Origin of the sequence: Kitasatospora phosalacinea (genome assembly GCF_030268885.1) — a bacterium.
Taxonomy (GTDB): Bacteria; Actinomycetota; Actinomycetes; order Streptomycetales; family Streptomycetaceae; genus Kitasatospora; species Kitasatospora phosalacinea_C.
The window spans coordinates 133,192-152,204 of record NZ_BSSA01000013.1 but is presented as its reverse complement, the minus strand read 5'-3'; the positions used below and the strand labels follow the sequence as shown (position 1 = coordinate 152,204).

Below are 19,013 nucleotides of genomic sequence, written 5' to 3'. Positions count from 1 at the left end.
CTGCTCCCCCCGGGCGTGCTGGAGGGAGAGAGACCGTGGACCTGAACGCCGTCGTCGGACCGGCCTGGTACTGCGCGCTGGCGCTGGTCGCCGTCCTGGGCGACGCCTTCCTGCCGTTCCTGCCCAGCGGGACGCTGGTGATCCTGGCCGTGCTGAAGACCGGGCAGGTCGGCGGTTCGCCGCTGCTGCTGGCCGCCGGGGTGGCCGTGGCGTCCTTCCTGGGCGACCTGCTGCTGCTCAACCTGGCCCGGCGCGGCGCGCCCGCGGTGCACCGGCGGCTGGCCCGCCGGCCGCGGCTGGCGGAGAGCGTGGAGCGGGTGCAGCGGGCGCTGACCGGCCGCACCACCAGCCGGGCCGCCGCGGCGATCGTGATCATCGCGCGCTTCGTCCCGGCCGGGCGGACGGTGCTGGACGTGGCGGTCGGCCACTCCACCACCCACCGGCCGTGGACCTTCCTGCGCTGGTCGGCGGTGGCCGGGGTGGTGTGGGCGGCGTACATCGTCACCCTGGGCTGGCTCAACCAGCACTGGTTCGACACCGCGTGGCTGAGCTTCGCGATCTCCTGCCTGGCGGCGACCGTGATCAGTTCGGCCGTGGTGCAGCTCGTCCGGCGGCGCCGCCGCCTGGCGGTGCTGGTCGAGGGCGAGCCGTCGGCCGCCCTGCCCGCGACCTCGGCGTTCCCTGTCTCAGGACGGTAATAAGACGGTCGGCCCGGGAGCCGGACGAAGCTTTGCCACGTGATGACCCGATGAGGGTGGGCGGCGTTGGACCGGCCACCCCGGCCATGCCATCCTTGGGTGGCGTTACCGTCAAATTGTCCGATTTTGCCAGAAGTTGACCCCGGAGCCGACCGTCGGCCCCGGTTTTCTTCTGCACGGGCCCATGGGGCAGGGGAGACGATCATGAGCACCATCTCGCGCAGGACAGTGCTGACCGCCACGGCGGCCACGGCGGCCCTCGGAGCCGTCTCCGCCTGCTCCAGCGGGGGCGGTGCCGCCACCAACCGCCCCGGCTCCGACGGCGGTCCCGCGACCGGCACCCCCGGTGCGAGCCAGTCCCCGGTCAAGGGCACCCCGCTCGGCGACGGCTCCACCGCCGACACCGGCACCCAGCCCCACCAGCCCGTCGCCGAGAAGCTCAAGCCCGGCGAGGCCCCGCCCCAGTTCGTGGTCTTCTCCTGGGACGGCGCGGGCGCCACCGACGACGGCCAGTTCGCCCGCTTCCTCAAGCTCGCCGAGGAGCACAAGGCGAGCATGACCTTCTTCCTCTCCGGCATCTACACCCTGCCGAAGGAGAAGTCCTCCCTCTACCACCCGCCGCAGCACCCGGTCGGCGCCTCGGACATCCCCTTCCTGTCCGACAACGCGGTGCGCAACACCATCAAGCTGATCAGCCAGGCCTGGCTGGCCGGCCACGAGATCGGCACCCACTTCAACGGGCACTTCTGCTCCACCCGCTCCGACCACAACGGCGTCAACAAGTGGAGCCCGGAGGACTGGGAGAGCGAGATCCAGCAGGCGGTGTCCTTCGTCACCCAGTGGCGCACCAACACCGGCTTCACCGACGTCGACCCGCTCCCCTTCGACTACAAGAAGGAGCTGATCGGCGGCCGCACCCCCTGCCTGGAGGGTCAGAAGGCGCTGCTGCCCACCGCCGCCAAGCTCGGCTGGAAGTACGACGCCAGCTCGCCCGGCGGCCTGCAGATGTGGCCGCAGAAGGTCCAGGACGGCAAGATCTGGGACTTCCCGCTGCAGGGCATCCCGTTCCCCGGCCACAACTTCCAGGTGCTGTCGATGGACTACAACATCCTGGCCAACCAGTCCGGCGGCTCCACCAAGGGCGACCCGGGCAAGTACGGCCAGTGGCGCGACCAGGCCCGCGACGCGTACCTGGCGGGCTTCAACCGGGCCTACACCACCAACCGGGCGCCGTTCTTCGTCGGCAACCACTTCGAGCAGTGGAACGGCGGCATCTACATGGACGCCGTCGAGGAGACCATCAAGCAGATCGCCGACAAGCCGGACGTCCGCCTGGTCTCCTTCCGGCAGCTGGTGGACTGGCTGGAGGCCCAGGACCAGTCCACCCTGCGCAAGCTGCGCACCCTCAACGTCGGCCAGGCCCCGGCGGGCGGCTGGCAGGCGTTCCTGGGCGGCTAGGCCCGCTCGGGCGCCCGCAGGAGCTCCGCCGCCAGGCGCTCGGACCAGATGATCGAGTAGTGGTTGGTGTCCGGCACCAGCTCGGCGGGGACGGTGACCCCGGCCGCCGCCAGCCGCTCGGGGTCGTAGAGGGCCCGGGGTTCGTCCAGCAGGCCGCGCTGCGCGTAGAGCAGCCGGGCGGGGACGGTCAGGCGGTGGACCGCGCCGGCGGCCTCCGGGTCGAGCAGGACCTGGGTGCCGTCGGTGGTGATCGCCTCGTGGACGCAGGAGGAGACCAGCTCGGGGGCCTCGCCGACCAGGTCGCGCTGGGTGTAGGCGTCGAGTTCGGCGGTCCACGGGTCGAAGGCCGGGTGGGCCCGCCAGAACTCCCGGTACGCCTCGCGGCTGGCGAAGGTCATCGAGAGCCGGGCCAGCGCCGGGCCGAGGACCGCGGCGAGGGCGTCCTGCTCCTCGACGCCGGGCGGCAGCGGGAAGGTGACGGCGCCGTCGACCAGGGTGAGGTCGGCGACCAGGTCCGGGTGCCGGGTCGCGGTCAGGGCGCCCACCCAGGCGCCCATCGAGTGGCCGACCAGCCGGACCGGGCCCGCGTCCAGGGCGGTGACCAGTGCGGCGACGTCCTCGGCGTGCCGGGCCAGGCCCCACGGGCCGGGCAGGTCGCGGCTGGCGGCCCGGCCGCGCAGGTCGGGGGCGTACAGCGCGGCGCGGCCGTCGAGCAGCCGGGCCAGCCCGGCCCAGGCGAGGGCGTTCGCGGTGATGCCGTGCACGGCGACCAGCACGGGCGCGTCGGGCCCGGTCGCGGGCCAGTGCAGGACGGCGAGGTCGCCGCCCTCGACGGGGACGGTCAGGGCTTCGGGCCGGGGGTCGGTCATGCGGCGCCTTCCGGGAGGGCGGCGGCGGGGGCCGCGGCGGTGGGGGTGCGGCCGGTGCGCAGCCGGGCGGGGAGTTTGGCGAGGCCGCCGGGCAGCAGGTAGACGACGGCGACGAAGAGGGTACCGAGCAGGAAGAGCGGCTGGGAGAGCGGGACCCGCAGGGCGGCCGGGAGGTCGGCGACGGCGGCGGAGTTGGCGAGGTCGCCGAGGCGGTGCGCGGCCCAGGTGTAGAGGACGCCGCCGAGCAGCGGGCCCCAGCGGGTGCCGGAGCCGCCGAGGACGACCATCACCAGCAGGGCGAGGGTGGCGTCCGAGCTCGCGGCCTGCGGGGTGGCGCCGCCGGTGAGCAGCAGGTAGACGACGCCGCCCGCCCCGGCCAGCGCGCCGGAGACGGTGAAGGCGAGGAGCTTGAAGCCGTAGGGGCGCAGGCCCAGGACCTCCACCCGGCGCTCGTTCTCGCGGATGCCGGCCCAGACGCGGCCGGTGGGCGAGGCGGTGGTCCAGTGCACGACGGCGAGGGTCAGCACGAGGTAGGCCAGGGCGATCCAGTACAGGTTGGCGGTGTTCTGGATGCCGACGAGCGCGTCGGGCAGGTGCGGGGCGGGGGCGGAGCGGCCCTCCTCGCCGCCGGTGTACCCGCCCGGGTTGCGCTGCACCAGGATCGCCCCGGCCTGGGCGAAGGCGAGGGTGACCATGGAGAAGCCGATGCCGGTGACGCGCAGCGAGACCGCGCCCAGGGCCAGCGCCAGGGCGACGGAGCAGGCGGTGCCGAACAGGGCGGCGGGCAGGAGGTCGAGGTCGAGCTCCAGCATGGCCAGGTCGGTGGCGTACAGGCCGGTGGCGAAGTAGAGGGCGTGGCCGAAGGAGAGCAGTCCGGTGCGGCCCAGCAGCAGGTCGTAGCCGGTGGCGAGGCCGCCGTAGAGCAGGCACAGGGCGATCAGTTGCAGGCTGCCGGGGCTGCCGAGCGGGCCGTCGAGCAGGCCGGGCAGCGGCAGGGCGCTGTACGGCGCGGCGATCAGGACCAGCAGCAGGGCCAGCGGCCACCAGCGCTTGAGGTGGGCGGTCACGCGAGTCTCCCGGTGAGTCCTCGGGGCTTGACGAGCAGCAGGACGGCGAGCAGGACGACCACGGAGAGGTCGCCGAGTCCCGCTGCGGTGTAGTAGTTGGCGAACTGCTGGACGAGTCCGACGCCGACCGAGGCGACCGCGGCGCCGGTGACCGAGCCCATGCCGCCCATCACGACCACCACGAAGGCGAAGATCAGCAGGCCGGTGCCCTGGGAGGGGTTGACCGAGCCGAAGTACAGCCCGGCCAGCGCCCCGCCGAGCGAGGCGGCGGCGCCGCCGATGGCGAAGACCAGGGTGAAGGCCCGGCGGACGTCGATGCCCAGCGCGGTGACCATCGCCCGGTCCTCGACCCCGGCCCGGACGATCAGGCCGTAGCGGGTGCGGGCCAGGAACAGCCGCAGGGCGACCAGGACGGCCAGCGCGGCGGCCATCAGCACGAAGCGGTTGACCGGGACGGTCGCCCCCAGCAGGCCGACGGTGCCGGACAGCGCGGCGGGCTGCGGGAAGGGCCGGGCGTCGGAGCCCCAGACGCCCATCAGCAGGGCGGGCAGGGCCAGCCCGACGCCGACGGTGGCCAGGATCTGGTCGCGGGGACGGACGTACAGCGGCCGGATCAGGGCGAGTTCGAGCAGCACGGAGGCCGCGGTGCCCACCACCGTGCCGAAGACCACCGCGAGCCAGAAGCCCGTGCCCCCGTCGGTGGCCGCCCACCAGGCCGCGTACGCGCCGACGGAGAGCAGGGCGCCGTGGGCGAAGTTGAGGACGTCCATCAGGCCGAAGATCAGCGACAGGCCGGAGGCGACCAGGAAGTACAGCGCCCCCAGCCCCAGTCCGGTGCAGGCGAGCAGGACGACGGTGCTCAACGTGAACTCCCCTCGGGGGCGGTGGTCTCGGGCTGGTGGCTGCCGACGCCGAGCAGGCGGCGGGCGGCGTCCTCGTCGGCCAGCAGCGCGCGGGCGTCGCCCTGGTGGGCGGTGCGCCCGTCGGCGAGGACCGCGCAGCGTCCGGCGATCCGGCGCACCAGGGCGAGGTTCTGCTCGACCAGCAGGACGGGGACGGACTCGGCGGCGCGGGCCAGGACGTCGGCGACCTCGGTGACGATCTTCGGGGCGAGGCCCTTGGTGGGCTCGTCGGCGATGACCAGCCGGTTGCCGTTGAGCAGGGTGCGGGCGATGGCGACCATCTGCTGCTGCCCGCCCGAGAGCGTCCCGGCGGCCTGCCTGTGGCGCTGCTTCAGCTCGGGGAACAGCTCGAAGACCAGGTCGTAGGCGGGGTCCGGGTCGCGTTCGGCCAGGCGCAGGTTCTCCGCGACGCTCAGCTGCGCGAAGACGCCGCGGTCCTCGGGGGCGTAGCCGATGCCGCGCCGGACCACCTGGTGGGTGGGCAGGCCGGTGATGTCGGCGCCGTCGAAGGTGACCGTGCCGGTGCGCGGGACGAGGCCCATCACCGCCCTGACGGTGGTGGTCTTGCCCGCGCCGTTGCGCCCCAGCAGGGCGGTGACGCCGGTGGCGGCGACGTCCAGCTCCACCCCGTGCAGGATGTGCAGGCCGTCGATCACCACCCGCAGGTCACGGACCGTCAGCAGGCTCACAGCGCCTCCCCGAGGTAGGCCCCCTGCACGGTGGCGTCCGCCATCACCGCGTCCGGGGTGTCGAGTGCGAGCAGGGTGCCGTGGTGCATCACGGCGAGCCGGTCGGCCAGGCCGAGGAGCACGTCCATGTGGTGCTCGACCATCAGCACGGTGCGGCCCTGCTCCTGGTGCACCGAGCGGATCAGCTCCACCAGGGCGGGCACCTCCTCGGCGCTCACCCCGGCCATCGGCTCGTCCAGCAGGATCAGCCGCGGGTCGCCCACCAGCAGCACCGCCAGCTCCAGCTTCCGCTTGCCGCCGTGCGACAGGGAGCCGGCCGGGTCGTCGGCCCGGTCGGCCAGGCCGGTGCGCTCCAGCGTCTGCTCCACCTGCTGCCGGTAGCCGCCCGCCCGGCGCCAGATCCGGTACGAGGCGCCGGGTCCGGCCGCCGCCTGCGCGGCCAGCCGGACGTGCTCGGCCACCGTCAGGCCCGGCCACAGCGAGGAGGTCTGGAAGGTCCGGCCCAGGCCCCGCCGGGCCCGGGCGGGCACCGGCAGCGCGGTGATGTCCGCCCCGTCCAGGTACAGCGCGCCCTGCGTGGCGGGGTGGATGCCGGAGACCAGGTTGAACAGGGAGGTCTTGCCCGCCCCGTTCGGGCCGATGAACGCCACGAACTCGCCCTCGGCCACCTCGAAACTCACGTCCTGCACGATCGGGACGCCGCGCACGGACCAGCCGAGCCCGTCCAGCCGCAGGACCGGGGCGGAGCCGCCCATGCCGCTCAGCCCGCCATCTTCACGACCGGCGGGGCGACCTGCTCCGCGGTCAGGATCTTCTCGGCGGTGGGCTTGGCCGCGGCGCCGGTGCCGGTCAGCTTGACCTGGAACATCGGCTGCAGCAGCGCGTGGTCCTCGGCCCGGACGGTCAGCCTGCCCTTGACGCCGTCGAAGCTCCAGCCCTCCAGCGACTTCACCAGCGCGTCGGTGTCGGTGTCGGAGCCCTTGTTCGCCTCCAGCGCGTGCACCACCATCTGCGCGGCCGTGAAGCCGTCCGGGGTGAACAGGTCCGGCTTGGAACCGGCCTTGGTGACCGCGTCGGTCATCGCCAGTTCGGCGTCGGTGCCGCCCGCCGCGCCCGCGAAGTAGTGGTTCAGGAAGTCGATCTTCTCGGCGGCGGGGCCGAACAGCGGGTACGAGGCGGCCACGTCCAGGCCGGTGACCACCTTGGTCGCGGAGAACACGTCCTGCTGGGTGAGCGAGGTCCACAGCGCCGAGGCGGTGTCGCCCGCCCACGCCACGTACAGCAGGTCCGGCTTCGCCGCCTTGGCCTGGGTCGCGAACGGCGTCAGGTCGGTGGCCGAGGGCGGCGCCAGCACCGCGTCCACGGTGGCGCCCTCCCCGCCCAGCACCTCCTTGACCGCGGCCACGTTGGCCTGCCCGAACGCGTTGTCCTGGGCCAGCACCGTGACCTTCCTGCCCTTGGCGTCGCCGATGAACGACGCCGCCGCCCGGGTGTCCTGGTACGACTGGCGGCCCGAGCGGAAGGTGTACCTGTTCAGGCCGGTGACCTTGTCGGCCGCCGCCGGGCCGGAGATGAACAGCACCTTGTTCTGCGCCGCGATCGGCCCGACCTGCAGCGCCACGCCGGACGCGGTCGAGCCCGCCAGGATCCTCACGTTCCTGCCGATCAGGTCCTTGGCCGCGGAGACCGCCTTCGCCGGGTCGCCCGCGTCGTCCTGCTCGACGACCTCCACCCGGTGCCCGTCCACCGCGCCGGTCCCCTTGGTGGCGTACGCCAGGCCCGCCTCGAAGCCCTCCAGGTACTGCTTGCCGTACGCGGCCAGCGGGCCGGTCTTCGAGTACACCAGGCCGACCTTCACCGGGCTGCTGCCCCCCGCGTCGGTGGAGCTCCCGGCGGTGCCGGCCTTCGCGCAGCCCGCGGCGAGCAGCGCGCAGGCCGCCAGTGCGGCGAGCTTCCGGACGGGGCGTCTGGGGGTGGCGTCCGTGACTGACATGGTGGGGGGCTCCTGACGTGCCGGTGCTGGTGGGATGCCGGAACCGTAGGGGCGCACCCCCGGGGACGACATGTGACGGGCCCACGCATCGGCGGCCCGCGCTGTGTGACCCGCCGCCATGTCGCGGCGGCCGCCAGCCCGGTGTGTGCGGCGGGCACATGGCCCGGGCCCGCCCCATGGCGGCGCCCGCCATGGAAAGCCCCGGGGCCCGCGGGGAGGGTGGTGCGGCAGTCAGCCCCTCCCTCGGACAAAGGCGGCCCCCTTGGACAAGGTCCTGGACTCCCCGGCCCGCGCGGTCGCGGACATTCCCGACGGCGCTCTGCTCGCGGTCGGCGGTTTCGGCCTGTGCGGCATCCCGTCCACCCTGATCGGCGCCCTGGTCGACGCGGGCACCACCGGCCTGCGGGTGGTCTCCAACAACTGCGGCGTGGACGACTGGGGGCTGGGCCTGCTGCTGCGGGCCGGCCGGATCGCCCGGATGACCTCCAGCTACGTCGGCGAGAACAAGGAGTTCGCCCGCCAGTACCTCAGCGGCGAGCTGGAGGTCGAGCTCACCCCGCAGGGCACCCTGGCCGAGCGGCTGCGGGCGGGCGGCGCGGGCATCCCCGCCTTCTACACGCCCGCCGGTGCCGGGACGCAGGTCGAGGAGGGCGGGCTGCCCTGGCGCTACGCCCCCGGCGGCGGGACCGTGGCGGTGGCCTCCCCGCCCAAGGAGGTGCGCGAGTTCGGCGGCCGCCGCCACCTGCTGGAGGAGGCGATCGTCGCGGACTTCGCGCTGGTGCGCGCCGCCGTCGCCGACCGGCACGGCAACTGCGTCTTCCACGCCGCCGCCCGCAACTTCAACCCGCTGTGCGCCGCCGCCGGGCGGGTCACCCTCGTCGAGGCGGACCGGATCGTCGAGGCGGGCGAGCTCCCGCCGGACGCCGTCCACCTGCCCGGCATCCACGTCGACCGGGTGGTGGCCGCCGACCCCGCCGACCGCCGGATCGAGCGGCGCACCGTCAGCCGTCCCGCCGCCGCGAAGGAGTCCCGATGACCGCCGCCCCCGACCCCCGCGAGGCGCTCGCCGCGCGGGCCGCCCGCGAACTGCGCGACGGCCAGTACGTCAACCTCGGCATCGGCCTGCCCACCCTGGTCCCCGGCCACCTGCCGCCCGGCGTGCACGTCGTCCTGCACTCCGAGAACGGCATCCTGGGCACCGGCCCCTTCCCCGCCGAGGAGGACGTCGACCCCGACCTGGTCAACGCGGGCAAGGAGACCGTCACCGTGCTGCCCGGCGCCGCCTACTTCGACTCGGCGGCCTCCTTCGGCATGGTCCGCTCCGGCCGGATCGACGTCTCGGTGCTCGGCGCGATGCAGGTCTCCGCCGCCGGCGACCTCGCCAACTGGATGATCCCCGGCAAGATGGTCAAGGGCATGGGCGGCGCGATGGACCTGGTCCACGGCGCCCGCCGCCTGATCGTGGTGATGGAGCACACCGCGAAGGACGGCACCCCGAAGATCGTCAACGAGCTGAGCCTGCCCGCCACCGGCCGCGGCGTCGTCCACCGCGTCGTCACCGACCTCGCCACCCTCGACGTCACCCCCGAGGGCCTGCGCCTGGTCTCCCTCGCCGAGGGCGTCACCCTGGAGCAGGTGCGCGCCGCCACCGAACCCCCGGTGCTGGCGGGCTGAACGCCGCGGGGGCCCGGGAGCGGTGCGCTCCCGGGCCCCCGCGGCCGTGCGGTCAGTCCTTGAGGTTCGGGATCCGCCAGTCGACCGGCTTCTGGCCGAAGCCCTCCAGCGCCGCGTTGATCTGCGAGAACGGCTTGCTGCCGAGGAACAGCTTCGCGGACAGCGGCGAGGGGTGCGCGCCCTGCACCACCACGTGGCGCTCGGTGTCGATCAGCGGGAGCTTCTTCTTCGCGTAGCCGCCCCAGAGCACGAACACGCAGGGCTCCTCGCGGGCGCTGACCGCCTTGATCACCGCGTCGGTGAACTTCTCCCAGCCCTTGTTCTTGTGCGAGTTGGCCTCGTGCGCCCGCACCGTGAGCACCGCGTTGAGCAGCAGCACGCCCTGCTCGGCCCACGGCATCAGGTACCCGTTGTCGGGCGGCAGGAAGGCGCCGGTCTCCGGGTCCTTGAACAGGCCGAGGTCGGTGCTGAGCTCCTTGTAGATGTTGCGCAGCGACGGCGGGGTCTTCACACCGGGCAGCACGGAGAAGCTCATGCCGTGCGCCTGGCCGTTGTCGTGGTACGGGTCCTGACCGAGGATCAGCACCTTGACGTCCTGGTACGGCGTCGCCTCCAGCGCCGCGAACTCCTGCCCGGCGGGCGGGAACACCTCGTGCTCGGCGCGCTCGGCGGCCAGGAACGCGTTCAGCTGCGCGTAGTAGGGCTTGCCGGTCTCCTCGGCGAGCACCGCCTGCCAGGACGCGGGCAGTTCCGGCGCGCCGCTCGTGGACGCCTCGGCCAGCTCCGTCACGTTGTACCTCCCACCGGCCGCGCCGCACGGCGACCGCTCTCGTTCGTACGTACCGTTCCGCGGGCCCGTCCCGGACCTGCTGCGGTGAACGCTACACAGTCGCGCCGACAGTCCGCTCGGCCCGTCGCGCCCCGCGCACCCGCCGGGCCTCCCACCCGTTCAGGCCGACCAGGACGGCCGCCAGCAGGCCCAGCACCGCCAGCGCGGGCAGCCGGTGCAGCGGGGTCAGCAGCAGCAGGGCCAGCAGGGCCAGGACGGCGGCCGCGGCGGTCAGCCGGGTCGGCGAGAGCAGGCCGAACATCATCCGGCGGGTGTAGGCGAAGGTCACCAGGTACAGCGCGCTGCCGCCGTACAGCAGCCCGAGGGCGCCGCCGCCGAGCGACTGCCCGGGCCGGGCCACCGTCTCGGCGAAGCCCACCGCGACGGTGATCACCCCGGCGATCAGCGCCAGGTGCCCGTAGGAGAAGACCTGCCGCATCAGGTCGCGGCGCGAGGCGGCGGTCTCCATCGCGTGCCGCATCGCGTCGGACGCGTACCCGAAGTACTGCCACCACAGCGCGCAGGAGATCACGAACGCCACGGCCACCGAGGCGAGTCGGCCCGGGTGCAGCGGTGCGGCCGCCACCGGGGCGCCGATCCCGACGATCGACTCGCCGAGCGCCACCAGCAGGAACAGGCCGAAGCGCTCGGGCAGGTGGCCCGGGTGGTACGCGACCTCGGCCAGGTGGCGCCGGAACACCAGCGGGGCCGCCAGGTCGGTGACCGCGGCGACGGCCCACAGCAGTTCGCGCCCCGGCCCGTCGACCAGCCCGCCGACCAGCAGCAGCGGCCCGGTGACGAACGCGGCCACCCCGTACGGGCCGAACCAGATCCGCCGGATCCGGCCGGCCAGCAGGCCCACCAGCACCAGCCGGGCCGCCCAGTACGCGGCGCCGAACAGCACCCCGCGGGAGCCGTACGCGCCGGGCAGCGCCAGCGCCGTGAACAGGCCGCAGAGGCCGACCGCGAAGATGCCGATCCGGTCGCGCGGGTTGTCCACGTCCCGGATGTTGGCCTGCACGGTGGTGCCGACCCAGCACCAGTAGACCGGGACGAACGCGACCAGGGCGCGCCCGCAGCCCGCCCAGTCGTGGTGGTGGTGCAGTAGCCCCGACACCTGCGTCACCGCGAACACGAACACCAGGTCGAAGTACAGCTCGGCCCAGGTGACGCGCTTCTCCTCCATCGCCAACTCCCCCGAACGGCGCGCCCCTTGACGCCCCACCCGGACCGCCCCGGCGCCACTGCGGCACCGGCCGGGCGCGCGACCGGCCCAGGCTACCGGCCCCGCCCGTCCGGCGCCGGTCGGACGTGCGCGCAGGGCCCCTGCTCGGCTGTCCCCCCGGACCGCTATCTTTGCCCTGGCGCTCCGTGCACCCGCCGCGGGAACGGACCCGCCGGGCCCCTGGGGAGCGGGCGCCGACCGTGGAAGCAGGGAGGGGCGCGGCAGTCCGCGCCCACGGGGGAAGGGAACCACGATGCTCGAGGCATCCACCGACGGCGGTGGTGGCGGTACGACCGCCCCCACCGGTTTCTTCAGCGGCGCGGTCTCCGCCGTCAACGCCGCCTTCGCCGCCACCCAGGCGCTGGCCAGTCAGGTCGGCGCGGGCGCGGTCAAGGTCGAGATCGAGAGCCTGCAGACCTTCAAGTCCCGGGTGGACGGCATCCTCAGCACGCTCAACAGCTCGCCCGCCGCCCAGGGCACCATCTCGCAGCAGCAGTTGACGCCCGGTCAGCTCGGCCAGAACTTCGGCCAGGCCGGCGACCTGATGAGCGCCTACAGCACCGTGCACGCCAACCTGGAGCAACTCTCCCGGACGCTGTCCCTCCAGATCGAGGCGATGAGCGCCAGCATCGACATGGCCGCCCGCGGCTACGACAACGCCGACGCCGAACAGCAGCAGCAGTTCCACTCGATCCTCAACCAGGCGGGCGCCCAGGCGAACCGCCCGCCGGCCGGCGGGTACGGGGCCTCCGGCGGGTACGGCGCCGCCGGCGCCCAGGCCCCGCAGGCCCCGCTCACCGGCACCCAGCAGGGCTCGTACTGACGGCCGGTCCGTCCACACTCCAGGGGGAAGAAACGCGATGGAACTCGAAGAGAAAAGGCTGGTCCGCCTCCAGCCGGGCGAGATCGGCCGCGCCAGCCACGAGGAACTGCTGGCCATGGTCCAGGACGCGAACCCGTTCGCGGTGTCCTCCGTAGGTCAGCAACTGTCCGACGCCGCGGCGCAGTTGGACCAGATCAGCGAGGAGCTGCACGCCCACATCAGCGGCCTCGACTGGGAGGGCACCGCGGCCGACAGCTTCAAGGCCTGGGGCGGCCAGGTCTCCCGCTCCACCATGGACCTGGCCTCGTACTCGCGGACCGCGGGCACCTACATGACCTCCGCGGCCGACACCCTCAGCACCGTCAAGTACGGCCTGCCGCCGGTCCCGCACGAGGACATCGAGACGGTGCGCCGCTACCAGGCCCAGGACAACACCGCCGCGACCATCGGCGGCGCCGTGGTCGGCAGCGTCCTGATGCCGGGCGTCGGCACCGTCGTGGGCGGCTTCGTCGGCAGCAAGGTCGCCGGGATGTTCGACTCCGACTGGGTCACCGAGGACCAGGCCCGCGCCGCGTCCGACCGCATCTTCGAGGCGCACCAGGAGGCCATCACGCAGATGGAGCGCCTCAGCCAGTCGTACGAGCACGCCACCACGCAGCTCAACTCGGCGCAGGTGCCGGTGTTCCCGGCCCCGCCGGGGTCGCGACAGAAGGACGACCTGCAGGACGTGCCGATCGGCGGCGGTGGCGGCACCGGTGGCGGCGGCGGGTACACCGGCGGCGGTGGCGGTGGCGGGTACACCGGCGGGGGCGGCGGCACCGGCGGCGGAGGTGGTGGTGGCGGTTCGACGTACCGGCCGCCGTCCTGGTCGCCGCCGACCACCGGTCCGGTGCCCACGCCGACGCCGACCCCGGGTCCGCACCCGACCCCGCCCTGGACCTCGCCGCCGGTCACCGGTCCGGTGCCCACGCCCCCGCCGCTGCAGATCGCCCACACCGACCCGCCGGTCGTCACTCCGCCCCTCGGTGGCGGTGGCGGTGGCGGCGGGTACACCGGTGGCGGTGGCGGCCTGGGCGGCGGCCTCGGCGGCTCGGGTGGCGGCGGCTACGGCGGTGGCGGCTACGTGGGCGGGGGCGGGATCCCCGGCGGCCTGGGCGGCGTCGGCGGGAGCACCCTCGGCGGCGGGGCCGCCAGCGGCGGCCGTACCGGCAGCGGCGGCTCGGCCGGCACCTCCGGTACGGGCGCCCGTCCCGGCGGCGGCACCTCCTCGGCCTCCGCGGGCGCTGCGGGCGCCGCGGGCCAGAGCGGCCGCGCGGGCGCGGGCGGCATGGGCGGCGGCATGCACGGCGGCGGTGGCGGCGCGGGCGGTGCCCGCGGCGGTGCGGGCGGCTCGCGCAGCAGCGGGATGGTCAGCCGCGCGGGCGGCACCGTCGGCGGCAGCCGCGGCACGGGCGGGCGCGGCGAGTTCACCCCGGGCGGCACCGGCCTGCGCGGCCGGGCCGAGCGGGGCGCGGACGGCCGGGCCGGCGGCTCGTTCGGCGGCGGCCACGGCGGCGGCAGCGCCAACCGCAAGGGCAAGGGCCAGGGCAACCGCCCGGACTACCTGACCGAGGACGAGAACACCTGGACGTCCGGGATGGGCCCGGTCAACCCGAACGTGATCGAGTAACGACCGGTTTCGACGGCCCGGTCGCGGGGGCTGCGGCTCCCGCGACCGGGCCGAACCGTGCGGCGGGGCGCTCCCGGTGCACACGACGGAGCACGAAGGAGAGCGTGATGCGGCGAACGGACAGGGCAGGACGGGGGCGGCGGTTCGCCGCAGCGGCGGCGGTCGGTGCCGTCCTGTGGGGGTGGTCGGCCGGTCCCGCGTCGGCGGCGGACTCGATCCGCGCCCAGGAGTGGCACCTGGACGCCATGCACGCCGACGAGATGTGGCGGACCAGCACCGGCAAGGGCGTCGTCGTGGCCGTGGTCGACACCGGCGTGCAGGGCGACGTCCCCGACCTGGCCGGCCAGCTCCTCCCCGGCACCGACCTCAGTGGCCTGCCCGGCGGGGTGCTCTCCGACCCGGCGGGCCACGGCACCCACATCGCCAGCGACATCGCCGGCACCGGGAAGAGCCTGAACGGCCAGGGTGCGTACGGTCTGGCCCCCGGCGCGAAGATCCTCCCCGTCAAGATCAACGACATGGCCGGCGGCACCGTCCAGAACGACGACCGGTACGTGGACCAGCTGTCCCAGGGGATCGGCTACGCGGCCGACCACGGCGCCAAGGTCATCAACGTCTCCCAGGGCATCGGCGGGCTCAGCGCCGCCAACCGCAGCAAGCTCCAGGCCGCCGTCGACCACGCCAACTCCCTCGGCGCGCTCGTGGTAGCCGCCACCGGCAACGAGGGCGACGTCGGCAACCCCGTCGACTACCCGGCCGCCCTGCCCGGCGTCGTCGGCGTGGGCGGCGCCGACCGCGACGGGAAGGCGTGGGCGAAGTCCCAGCACGGTCCGCAGGTGGTGCTGGCCGCCCCGGCCGTGGACATCTACGGCGCGTGCACCGGCTCGTCCGGCTACTGCAAGGGCGACGGCACCTCCGACTCCGCCGCCTTCGTCTCCGCCTCCGCCGCGCTGATCTGGTCCGCGCACCCCGACTGGACCGGCAACCAGGTGCTGCGGGTGCTGATCAACACCGCCAGCGGCCAGGGCCAGCGCAGCGACTTCCTCGGGTACGGCGTCATCCGCCCCCGGATCGCGCTGACCACCCCCGGCGACCCGGGCCCGGCGGACGTCAGCCCGCTGCCCGCCGCGGCCGGCAGCGGCGGCGGGGCCGCCTCGCCCGCGCCGTCGGACGGTGCGGGGGCCCGGCCGAGCGACGCCGCGAGCGACGGCGCCGGGGCGCCCTCGGGGGCCGCCTCGGCCGGGGCCGCGCCCCCGGCTCCGGCCGCGGCGCCGACCGCCGGGGGGAAGGAGTCGTCCGGGTCGGGCAAGCTCCCGCTGATCGTCGGCGGTGCCGTGGCGGGCGTGCTGGTGCTGGTGCTCGTGGTGGTGCTGCTCGTCCGGCGCAACCGCTCCGCGGGCCCCGGCCCGGTGCCGCCGGGCGCGCCGTACGGCGCCCCGCCGCAGCAGCCGTACGGCCAGCAGCCGCCCGCCGCACCGTCCGCCGCCCCCGGGTACGGCCAGCAGCCGCCCGCGCCGCAGCCCTACGGCGCCCCGCCCGCGCCCCCGGCGTACGGCGGCCAGCAGCCGCCCGCGCCGCCCGCCTACGGGCAGCAGCAGCCGCCGTCGGGCGGGAACCCGTACGCGGGCTGACGGCGGGCCGGTGCGGACGGCGGGCGGTGCGGGGTCTCCCGGCCGCCCGCCGTCGGCGTCCGCGGGAGGTCGGCGGGGGTCCGCGGGCGCGGACGCCCCTGTGGCCGACCGGCCCGGACGACTAGGCTGATCGGCGTTGGGGCAGCCTGTGGCGCCCGACCGGCCAGCGGTGTCCGGTCGGAGCGATCACGAAGATCGTTCGACCTGTGCAAGACCAAGGAGACACCCACGTGGCAGACCGCAAGCCCATCGAGACCTGGCTGACCGACATGGACGGAGTCCTCATCCACGAGGGCGTGCCGATCCCCGGGGCCGATGCCTTCATCAAGCGGCTGCGTGACTCCGGGAAGCCCTTCCTGGTGCTCACCAACAACTCGATCTACACCCAGCGCGACCTGCACGCCCGCCTCTCCCGGATGGGCCTGGACGTGCCCGCCGAGCACATCTGGACGTCCGCGCTGGCGACCGCGAAGTTCCTGGACGACCAGCGTCCGGGCGGCACCGCGTACGTGATCGGCGAGGCGGGCCTGACCACCGCGCTGCACGACGTCGGCTACGTGCTGACCGACTCCGCCCCGGACTTCGTCGTGCTGGGCGAGACCCGCACGTACTCCTTCGAGGCGATGACCAAGGCCGTCCGCCTGATCAACGACGGCGCCCGGTTCATCGCCACCAACCCGGACGAGACCGGCCCGTCCGCCGAGGGCGCGCTGCCCGCGACCGGTGCGGTGGCCGCGCTGATCACCAAGGCGACCGGCGTGGAGCCGTACTTCGTCGGCAAGCCGAACCCGCTGATGATGCGCGCGGGCCTGAACGCGATCGGCGCGCACTCGGAGAACAGCGCGATGATCGGCGACCGGATGGACACCGACATCGTCTCCGGCATGGAGGCGGGCATGTCGACCTTCCTGGTGCTGACCGGGCTGACCCACGCCTCCGAGGTCGACCGCTTCCCGTACCGGCCGACCCAGGTGGTCAACTCGATCGCCGACCTGGTCGAGCTGGTCTGACGCCGCTCCCCGCAGGCCCCCGGCGCGCACCGCGCCGGGGGCCTGCGTCATGCCAGGTCGCGGGCGTCCGTGCCGGGCAGCCAGTCGCGGTCGGGGCGGTACTCCAGCCAGCGGCGGTCGCGGCCGCGGTCGGCGAAGGCCCGCAGCAGGGCGGGGACGGCGGGGTGCGGGCGTTCGCGGTGCCAGACCAGCGACCAGGCGTACAGCGGGACGGGGTCGACGAGCGGGCGGACGGCCAGGCCGGGCGGGACGGCGAGCGGGAGTTCGGCGGGCAGCAGGGTGCAGCCGTCGGGGACGGCGCGGACCCGGTCGAGCAGGTGGGCGAGGCCGAGGTTGGCCTCGCCGGGCAGCAGCGGGACGCCGAAGCGCTCGCCGAACCGGGCCAGGAAGTCCAGCCGGGCGGGGTCGGCGGGCAGCACCAGCCGCAGCGCGGCCAGGTCGGCGGGGCGCAGCCGCTCGGCGCGGGCCAGCGGGTGGTCGGCGGGGAGCACCGCGTCGAGCGGTTCCAGCCGCACCAGGCGGTGCGCCAACTCCCGTTCGGCGCCCGGCTGGTGGCGGCCGAACCCGGCGGCTCCCTCACCCCGGACGAGGGTGGCGGCGACGGCGGCGAAGTCCCGGGCCGGGCCGACCTCGACGCTCAGCCCGGGCGCCGCGGCGAGCGCTTCGCGCACGGTGCGCAGCGGCTCGTACAGGTGGCCCCAGACGTCCAGCCGGGCGGGTGCGGCCTGCCGCCGGACGGCGGCGACGGCGGCCTGCCCGGCGGCCAGGGCGGCCCGCGCGGGGGCGAGCAACCGGTGCCCGGCCTCGGTCAGTCGGACGGAGCCGGGGCCGCGCTCCAGCAGCCGGACGCCCCACTCCCGCTCCAGGGCGGCGATCCGCTTCGAGGCGGCCTGCTGGGTGATCGCCAACTGCTCGGCGGCGCGCCCGAAGTGGCGCTGCTCGGCGACGGTGACGAAGGCGCGCAACTGCCGCAGGTCGGGGTCGTCCACCGGGCCATCATCGCCGACAACCGCCGGTTGTCGTGGGGCCGTTCCGGTTGTTGGACCCCCTCCCGGCCCGGGCCGTTGACTGGGTGCGTCACCGAACGACCGGTACGAGCAGAGGAGTCACCGATGAAGGCCCTGGTCCCGGCCCGCGGCACGGTCGAGTTCGCCGAGGTCCCGCAACCCGAACCGCGCCCCGAGGAGGTGCTGGTGAAGGTCGACGCGTTCTCGGTGAACCGCGGCGAGACCTTCCTGCTGGAGGACCCGCCACCCCGCTGGCGGCCCGGCAAGGACGTCGCCGGGCTGGTGGTGCAGGCCGCCGCGGACGGCACCGGCCCGGCGGTCGGGCAGCGGGTGGTGGCGCACCCGCCGGGCGCGGGCTGGGCCGAGTACGCGGCGGTGCGCACGGACGCGCTGGCGGTGCTGCCCGAGCAGCTGGACGCGCCCACGGCCGCCGCGCTGCCGCTGGCGGGCCTGACCGCGCTGCGGCTGCTGCGCCGGGCGGGCGCGGTGACCGGGCGGCGGCTGCTGCTGACCGGCGCCTCCGGCGGCGTCGGCCACTACCTGACCGAGCTGGCCGTGGCCGCCGGGGCACGGCTGACGGCCGTCACCGCGAACGCCGAACGCGGCGAGCGGCTGCGGGAGCTGGGCGCCGAGGTGGTGCACGCGGTGGCGGACGCGCGCGGCCCGTACGACCTGGTGCTGGAGTCCACCGGCGGCTCCGAACTCCCGCTGGCGCTGGCCCGGTTGGCGCCGCGCGGCCGGCTGGTCTGGTTCGGCCAGGCTTCCCGCGAGCCGGTCCGGCTGGACTTCTTCGCCCTGCTGCACGGCCCGGTCTCGGCCACCGTCGAGCACTTCAGCTACGCGGACGTCGACCACCCGGACGGCCCGGACCTGCACACCCTGGTCCGGCTGACCGCCGAGGGCCGGCTGCACCCCGAGCTCGGCCTGGTCGACGACTGGCAGCGCACCGCCGACGCGGTCGCCGCGCTGCGCGGTCGGCGCGTCCGCGGCAACACCGTCCTGACCCTCGACTGACCGCTCCCAGAAGGAGATCCGCCATGAGCACCGACCCCCGCACCGTCGTCGCCGACTACGTGGCCGCCGTGGACCGCGGCGACGCGGACGCCGTCTACGAGGCCTTCACCGAGGACGTCGTCTGGACCTACCCGGGCGACCTGCCGCTGAGCGGCGAGTGGCGCGGCCGGAAGGCCGTCGTCGAGGGCTTCCTCGGCTCGATCGGCGGCCTGATCGCCCCGGGCACCGACGTCGAGGTCGCCCTGGTCGACGAGCCGGTCGTGCAGGGCGACCGGGTGGTCGCCGAGTGGACCTCGCGCTGCACCACCGTGCGCGGCGCGGTCTACGAGAACCGCAACCTGGGCGTCTTCACCGTCCGCGACGGCCGGATCGCCGCCGTCCGCGAGTACACCGACACCCACCGCGCGGCGACCGTCCTGTTCGCGAACGGCGAGTGACCGCCCGGCCCCGGACCG

At 74.9% G+C, this 19,013-nt stretch carries 19 protein-coding genes; 10 read left to right on the top strand and 9 right to left on the bottom strand.

Annotated features, from left to right (window positions below):
* Positions 1-35: 35 nt before the first annotated feature.
* Both QSK52_RS20210 and QSK52_RS20205 read left to right on the top strand, forming a co-directional pair.
* Positions 36-698, top strand: a complete 663-nt coding sequence (locus QSK52_RS20210; protein WP_285737496.1) for a DedA family protein — start codon at positions 36-38, stop codon at positions 696-698.
* Between the two features lie 204 nt (positions 699-902).
* Complete coding sequence (locus QSK52_RS20205; protein ID WP_285737495.1) at positions 903-2,156, top strand: hypothetical protein; 1,254 nt, start codon at positions 903-905, stop codon at positions 2,154-2,156.
* Here QSK52_RS20205 and QSK52_RS20200 read toward each other — a convergent pair.
* Genes QSK52_RS20200 through QSK52_RS20175 form a run of 6 tightly spaced genes read right to left on the bottom strand, consistent with a single transcriptional unit; the run spans position 2,153 to position 7,676 of the window.
* Positions 2,153-3,025, bottom strand: a complete 873-nt coding sequence (locus tag QSK52_RS20200; protein ID WP_285737494.1) for an alpha/beta fold hydrolase — start codon at positions 3,023-3,025, stop codon at positions 2,153-2,155. The genes QSK52_RS20205 and QSK52_RS20200 overlap by 4 nt on opposite strands.
* Positions 3,022-4,092: a branched-chain amino acid ABC transporter permease gene (locus QSK52_RS20195; protein WP_285737493.1), complete on the bottom strand. Its 1,071-nt coding sequence runs from the start codon at positions 4,090-4,092 to the stop codon at positions 3,022-3,024. The genes QSK52_RS20200 and QSK52_RS20195 overlap by 4 nt, the downstream gene beginning before the upstream one ends.
* Positions 4,089-4,955: a branched-chain amino acid ABC transporter permease gene (locus QSK52_RS20190; protein ID WP_285737492.1), complete on the bottom strand. Its 867-nt coding sequence runs from the start codon at positions 4,953-4,955 to the stop codon at positions 4,089-4,091. The genes QSK52_RS20195 and QSK52_RS20190 overlap by 4 nt, the downstream gene beginning before the upstream one ends.
* Positions 4,952-5,683: an ABC transporter ATP-binding protein gene (locus QSK52_RS20185; protein WP_285737491.1), complete on the bottom strand. Its 732-nt coding sequence runs from the start codon at positions 5,681-5,683 to the stop codon at positions 4,952-4,954. Before QSK52_RS20185 ends, QSK52_RS20190 begins: the two co-directional genes overlap by 4 nt.
* Positions 5,680-6,438: an ABC transporter ATP-binding protein gene (locus QSK52_RS20180; protein ID WP_285737490.1), complete on the bottom strand. Its 759-nt coding sequence runs from the start codon at positions 6,436-6,438 to the stop codon at positions 5,680-5,682. Before QSK52_RS20180 ends, QSK52_RS20185 begins: the two co-directional genes overlap by 4 nt.
* 5 nt (positions 6,439-6,443) lie before the next feature.
* Positions 6,444-7,676 carry a substrate-binding domain-containing protein gene (locus QSK52_RS20175; RefSeq protein ID WP_285737489.1) on the bottom strand — a complete coding sequence of 411 codons (1,233 nt, stop codon included), beginning with the start codon at positions 7,674-7,676 and terminating at the stop codon, positions 6,444-6,446.
* Between the two features lie 262 nt (positions 7,677-7,938).
* On the opposite strand from QSK52_RS20175, the gene QSK52_RS20170 reads away from it, so the two are divergent.
* Both QSK52_RS20170 and QSK52_RS20165 read left to right on the top strand, forming a co-directional pair.
* Positions 7,939-8,712, top strand: coding sequence for a CoA transferase subunit A (locus QSK52_RS20170; RefSeq protein ID WP_285737488.1), 774 nt, complete (start codon positions 7,939-7,941; stop codon positions 8,710-8,712).
* The gene (locus QSK52_RS20165) at positions 8,709-9,350 is read left to right on the top strand and encodes a 3-oxoacid CoA-transferase subunit B (protein ID WP_285737487.1); all 642 of its coding nucleotides are present in this window, start codon (positions 8,709-8,711) and stop codon (positions 9,348-9,350) included. Before QSK52_RS20170 ends, QSK52_RS20165 begins: the two co-directional genes overlap by 4 nt.
* A 52-nt stretch (positions 9,351-9,402) precedes the next feature.
* Here QSK52_RS20165 and QSK52_RS20160 read toward each other — a convergent pair whose 3' ends face one another.
* Both QSK52_RS20160 and QSK52_RS20155 read right to left on the bottom strand, forming a co-directional pair.
* The gene (locus QSK52_RS20160; RefSeq protein ID WP_285737486.1) at positions 9,403-10,140 is read right to left on the bottom strand and encodes a uracil-DNA glycosylase; all 738 of its coding nucleotides are present in this window, start codon (positions 10,138-10,140) and stop codon (positions 9,403-9,405) included.
* A 91-nt stretch (positions 10,141-10,231) separates the two neighbouring features.
* Positions 10,232-11,365, bottom strand: coding sequence for a low temperature requirement protein A (locus QSK52_RS20155; protein WP_285737485.1), 1,134 nt, complete (start codon positions 11,363-11,365; stop codon positions 10,232-10,234).
* Positions 11,366-11,657: 292 nt separating this feature from the next.
* On the opposite strand from QSK52_RS20155, the gene QSK52_RS20150 reads away from it, so the two are divergent.
* The 4 genes from QSK52_RS20150 (at position 11,658) to QSK52_RS20135 (ending at position 16,537) form a co-directional block, all read left to right on the top strand.
* Positions 11,658-12,227: a hypothetical protein gene (locus QSK52_RS20150; RefSeq protein ID WP_285737484.1), complete on the top strand. Its 570-nt coding sequence runs from the start codon at positions 11,658-11,660 to the stop codon at positions 12,225-12,227.
* A 37-nt stretch (positions 12,228-12,264) separates the two neighbouring features.
* Positions 12,265-13,896, top strand: coding sequence for a hypothetical protein (locus QSK52_RS20145; RefSeq protein ID WP_285737483.1), 1,632 nt, complete (start codon positions 12,265-12,267; stop codon positions 13,894-13,896).
* A gap of 107 nt (positions 13,897-14,003) precedes the next feature.
* The gene (gene mycP, locus QSK52_RS20140; protein WP_285737482.1) at positions 14,004-15,527 is read left to right on the top strand and encodes a type VII secretion-associated serine protease mycosin; all 1,524 of its coding nucleotides are present in this window, start codon (positions 14,004-14,006) and stop codon (positions 15,525-15,527) included.
* A 230-nt stretch (positions 15,528-15,757) separates the two neighbouring features.
* On the top strand, positions 15,758-16,537 hold the full coding sequence (locus QSK52_RS20135; RefSeq protein ID WP_285737481.1) for an HAD-IIA family hydrolase: 780 nt from the start codon (positions 15,758-15,760) through the stop codon (positions 16,535-16,537).
* A 47-nt stretch (positions 16,538-16,584) separates the two neighbouring features.
* On the opposite strand, the gene QSK52_RS20130 is transcribed toward QSK52_RS20135, so the two are convergent.
* Entirely contained in the window at positions 16,585-17,526 is a 942-nt protein-coding gene (locus QSK52_RS20130; protein ID WP_285737480.1) for a LysR family transcriptional regulator, read from the bottom strand.
* A 123-nt stretch (positions 17,527-17,649) separates the two neighbouring features.
* On the opposite strand from QSK52_RS20130, the gene QSK52_RS20125 reads away from it, so the two are divergent.
* Positions 17,650-18,558: a zinc-binding dehydrogenase gene (locus QSK52_RS20125; protein WP_285737479.1), complete on the top strand. Its 909-nt coding sequence runs from the start codon at positions 17,650-17,652 to the stop codon at positions 18,556-18,558.
* Between the two features lie 23 nt (positions 18,559-18,581).
* On the top strand, positions 18,582-18,995 hold the full coding sequence (locus QSK52_RS20120; protein ID WP_285737478.1) for a nuclear transport factor 2 family protein: 414 nt from the start codon (positions 18,582-18,584) through the stop codon (positions 18,993-18,995).
* The last annotated feature ends 18 nt before the right edge of the window (positions 18,996-19,013 follow it).

What these genes read in the sequence shown, in the direction of transcription:
- QSK52_RS20205 (WP_285737495.1), top strand. Translation starts at nt 903, where the DNA reads ATGAGCACCATCTCGCGCAGGACAGTGCTGACCGCCACGGCGGCCACG.
- QSK52_RS20200 (WP_285737494.1), bottom strand. Translation starts at nt 3,025, where the DNA reads ATGACCGACCCCCGGCCCGAAGCCCTGACCGTCCCCGTCGAGGGCGGC.
- QSK52_RS20180 (WP_285737490.1), bottom strand. Translation starts at nt 6,438, where the DNA reads ATGGGCGGCTCCGCCCCGGTCCTGCGGCTGGACGGGCTCGGCTGGTCC.
- QSK52_RS20175 (WP_285737489.1), bottom strand. Translation starts at nt 7,676, where the DNA reads ATGTCAGTCACGGACGCCACCCCCAGACGCCCCGTCCGGAAGCTCGCC.
- QSK52_RS20165 (WP_285737487.1), top strand. Translation starts at nt 8,709, where the DNA reads ATGACCGCCGCCCCCGACCCCCGCGAGGCGCTCGCCGCGCGGGCCGCC.
- QSK52_RS20155 (WP_285737485.1), bottom strand. Translation starts at nt 11,365, where the DNA reads ATGGAGGAGAAGCGCGTCACCTGGGCCGAGCTGTACTTCGACCTGGTG.
- QSK52_RS20150 (WP_285737484.1), top strand. Translation starts at nt 11,658, where the DNA reads ATGCTCGAGGCATCCACCGACGGCGGTGGTGGCGGTACGACCGCCCCC.
- QSK52_RS20145 (WP_285737483.1), top strand. Translation starts at nt 12,265, where the DNA reads ATGGAACTCGAAGAGAAAAGGCTGGTCCGCCTCCAGCCGGGCGAGATC.
- mycP (WP_285737482.1), top strand. Translation starts at nt 14,004, where the DNA reads ATGCGGCGAACGGACAGGGCAGGACGGGGGCGGCGGTTCGCCGCAGCG.
- QSK52_RS20125 (WP_285737479.1), top strand. Translation starts at nt 17,650, where the DNA reads ATGAAGGCCCTGGTCCCGGCCCGCGGCACGGTCGAGTTCGCCGAGGTC.
- QSK52_RS20120 (WP_285737478.1), top strand. Translation starts at nt 18,582, where the DNA reads ATGAGCACCGACCCCCGCACCGTCGTCGCCGACTACGTGGCCGCCGTG.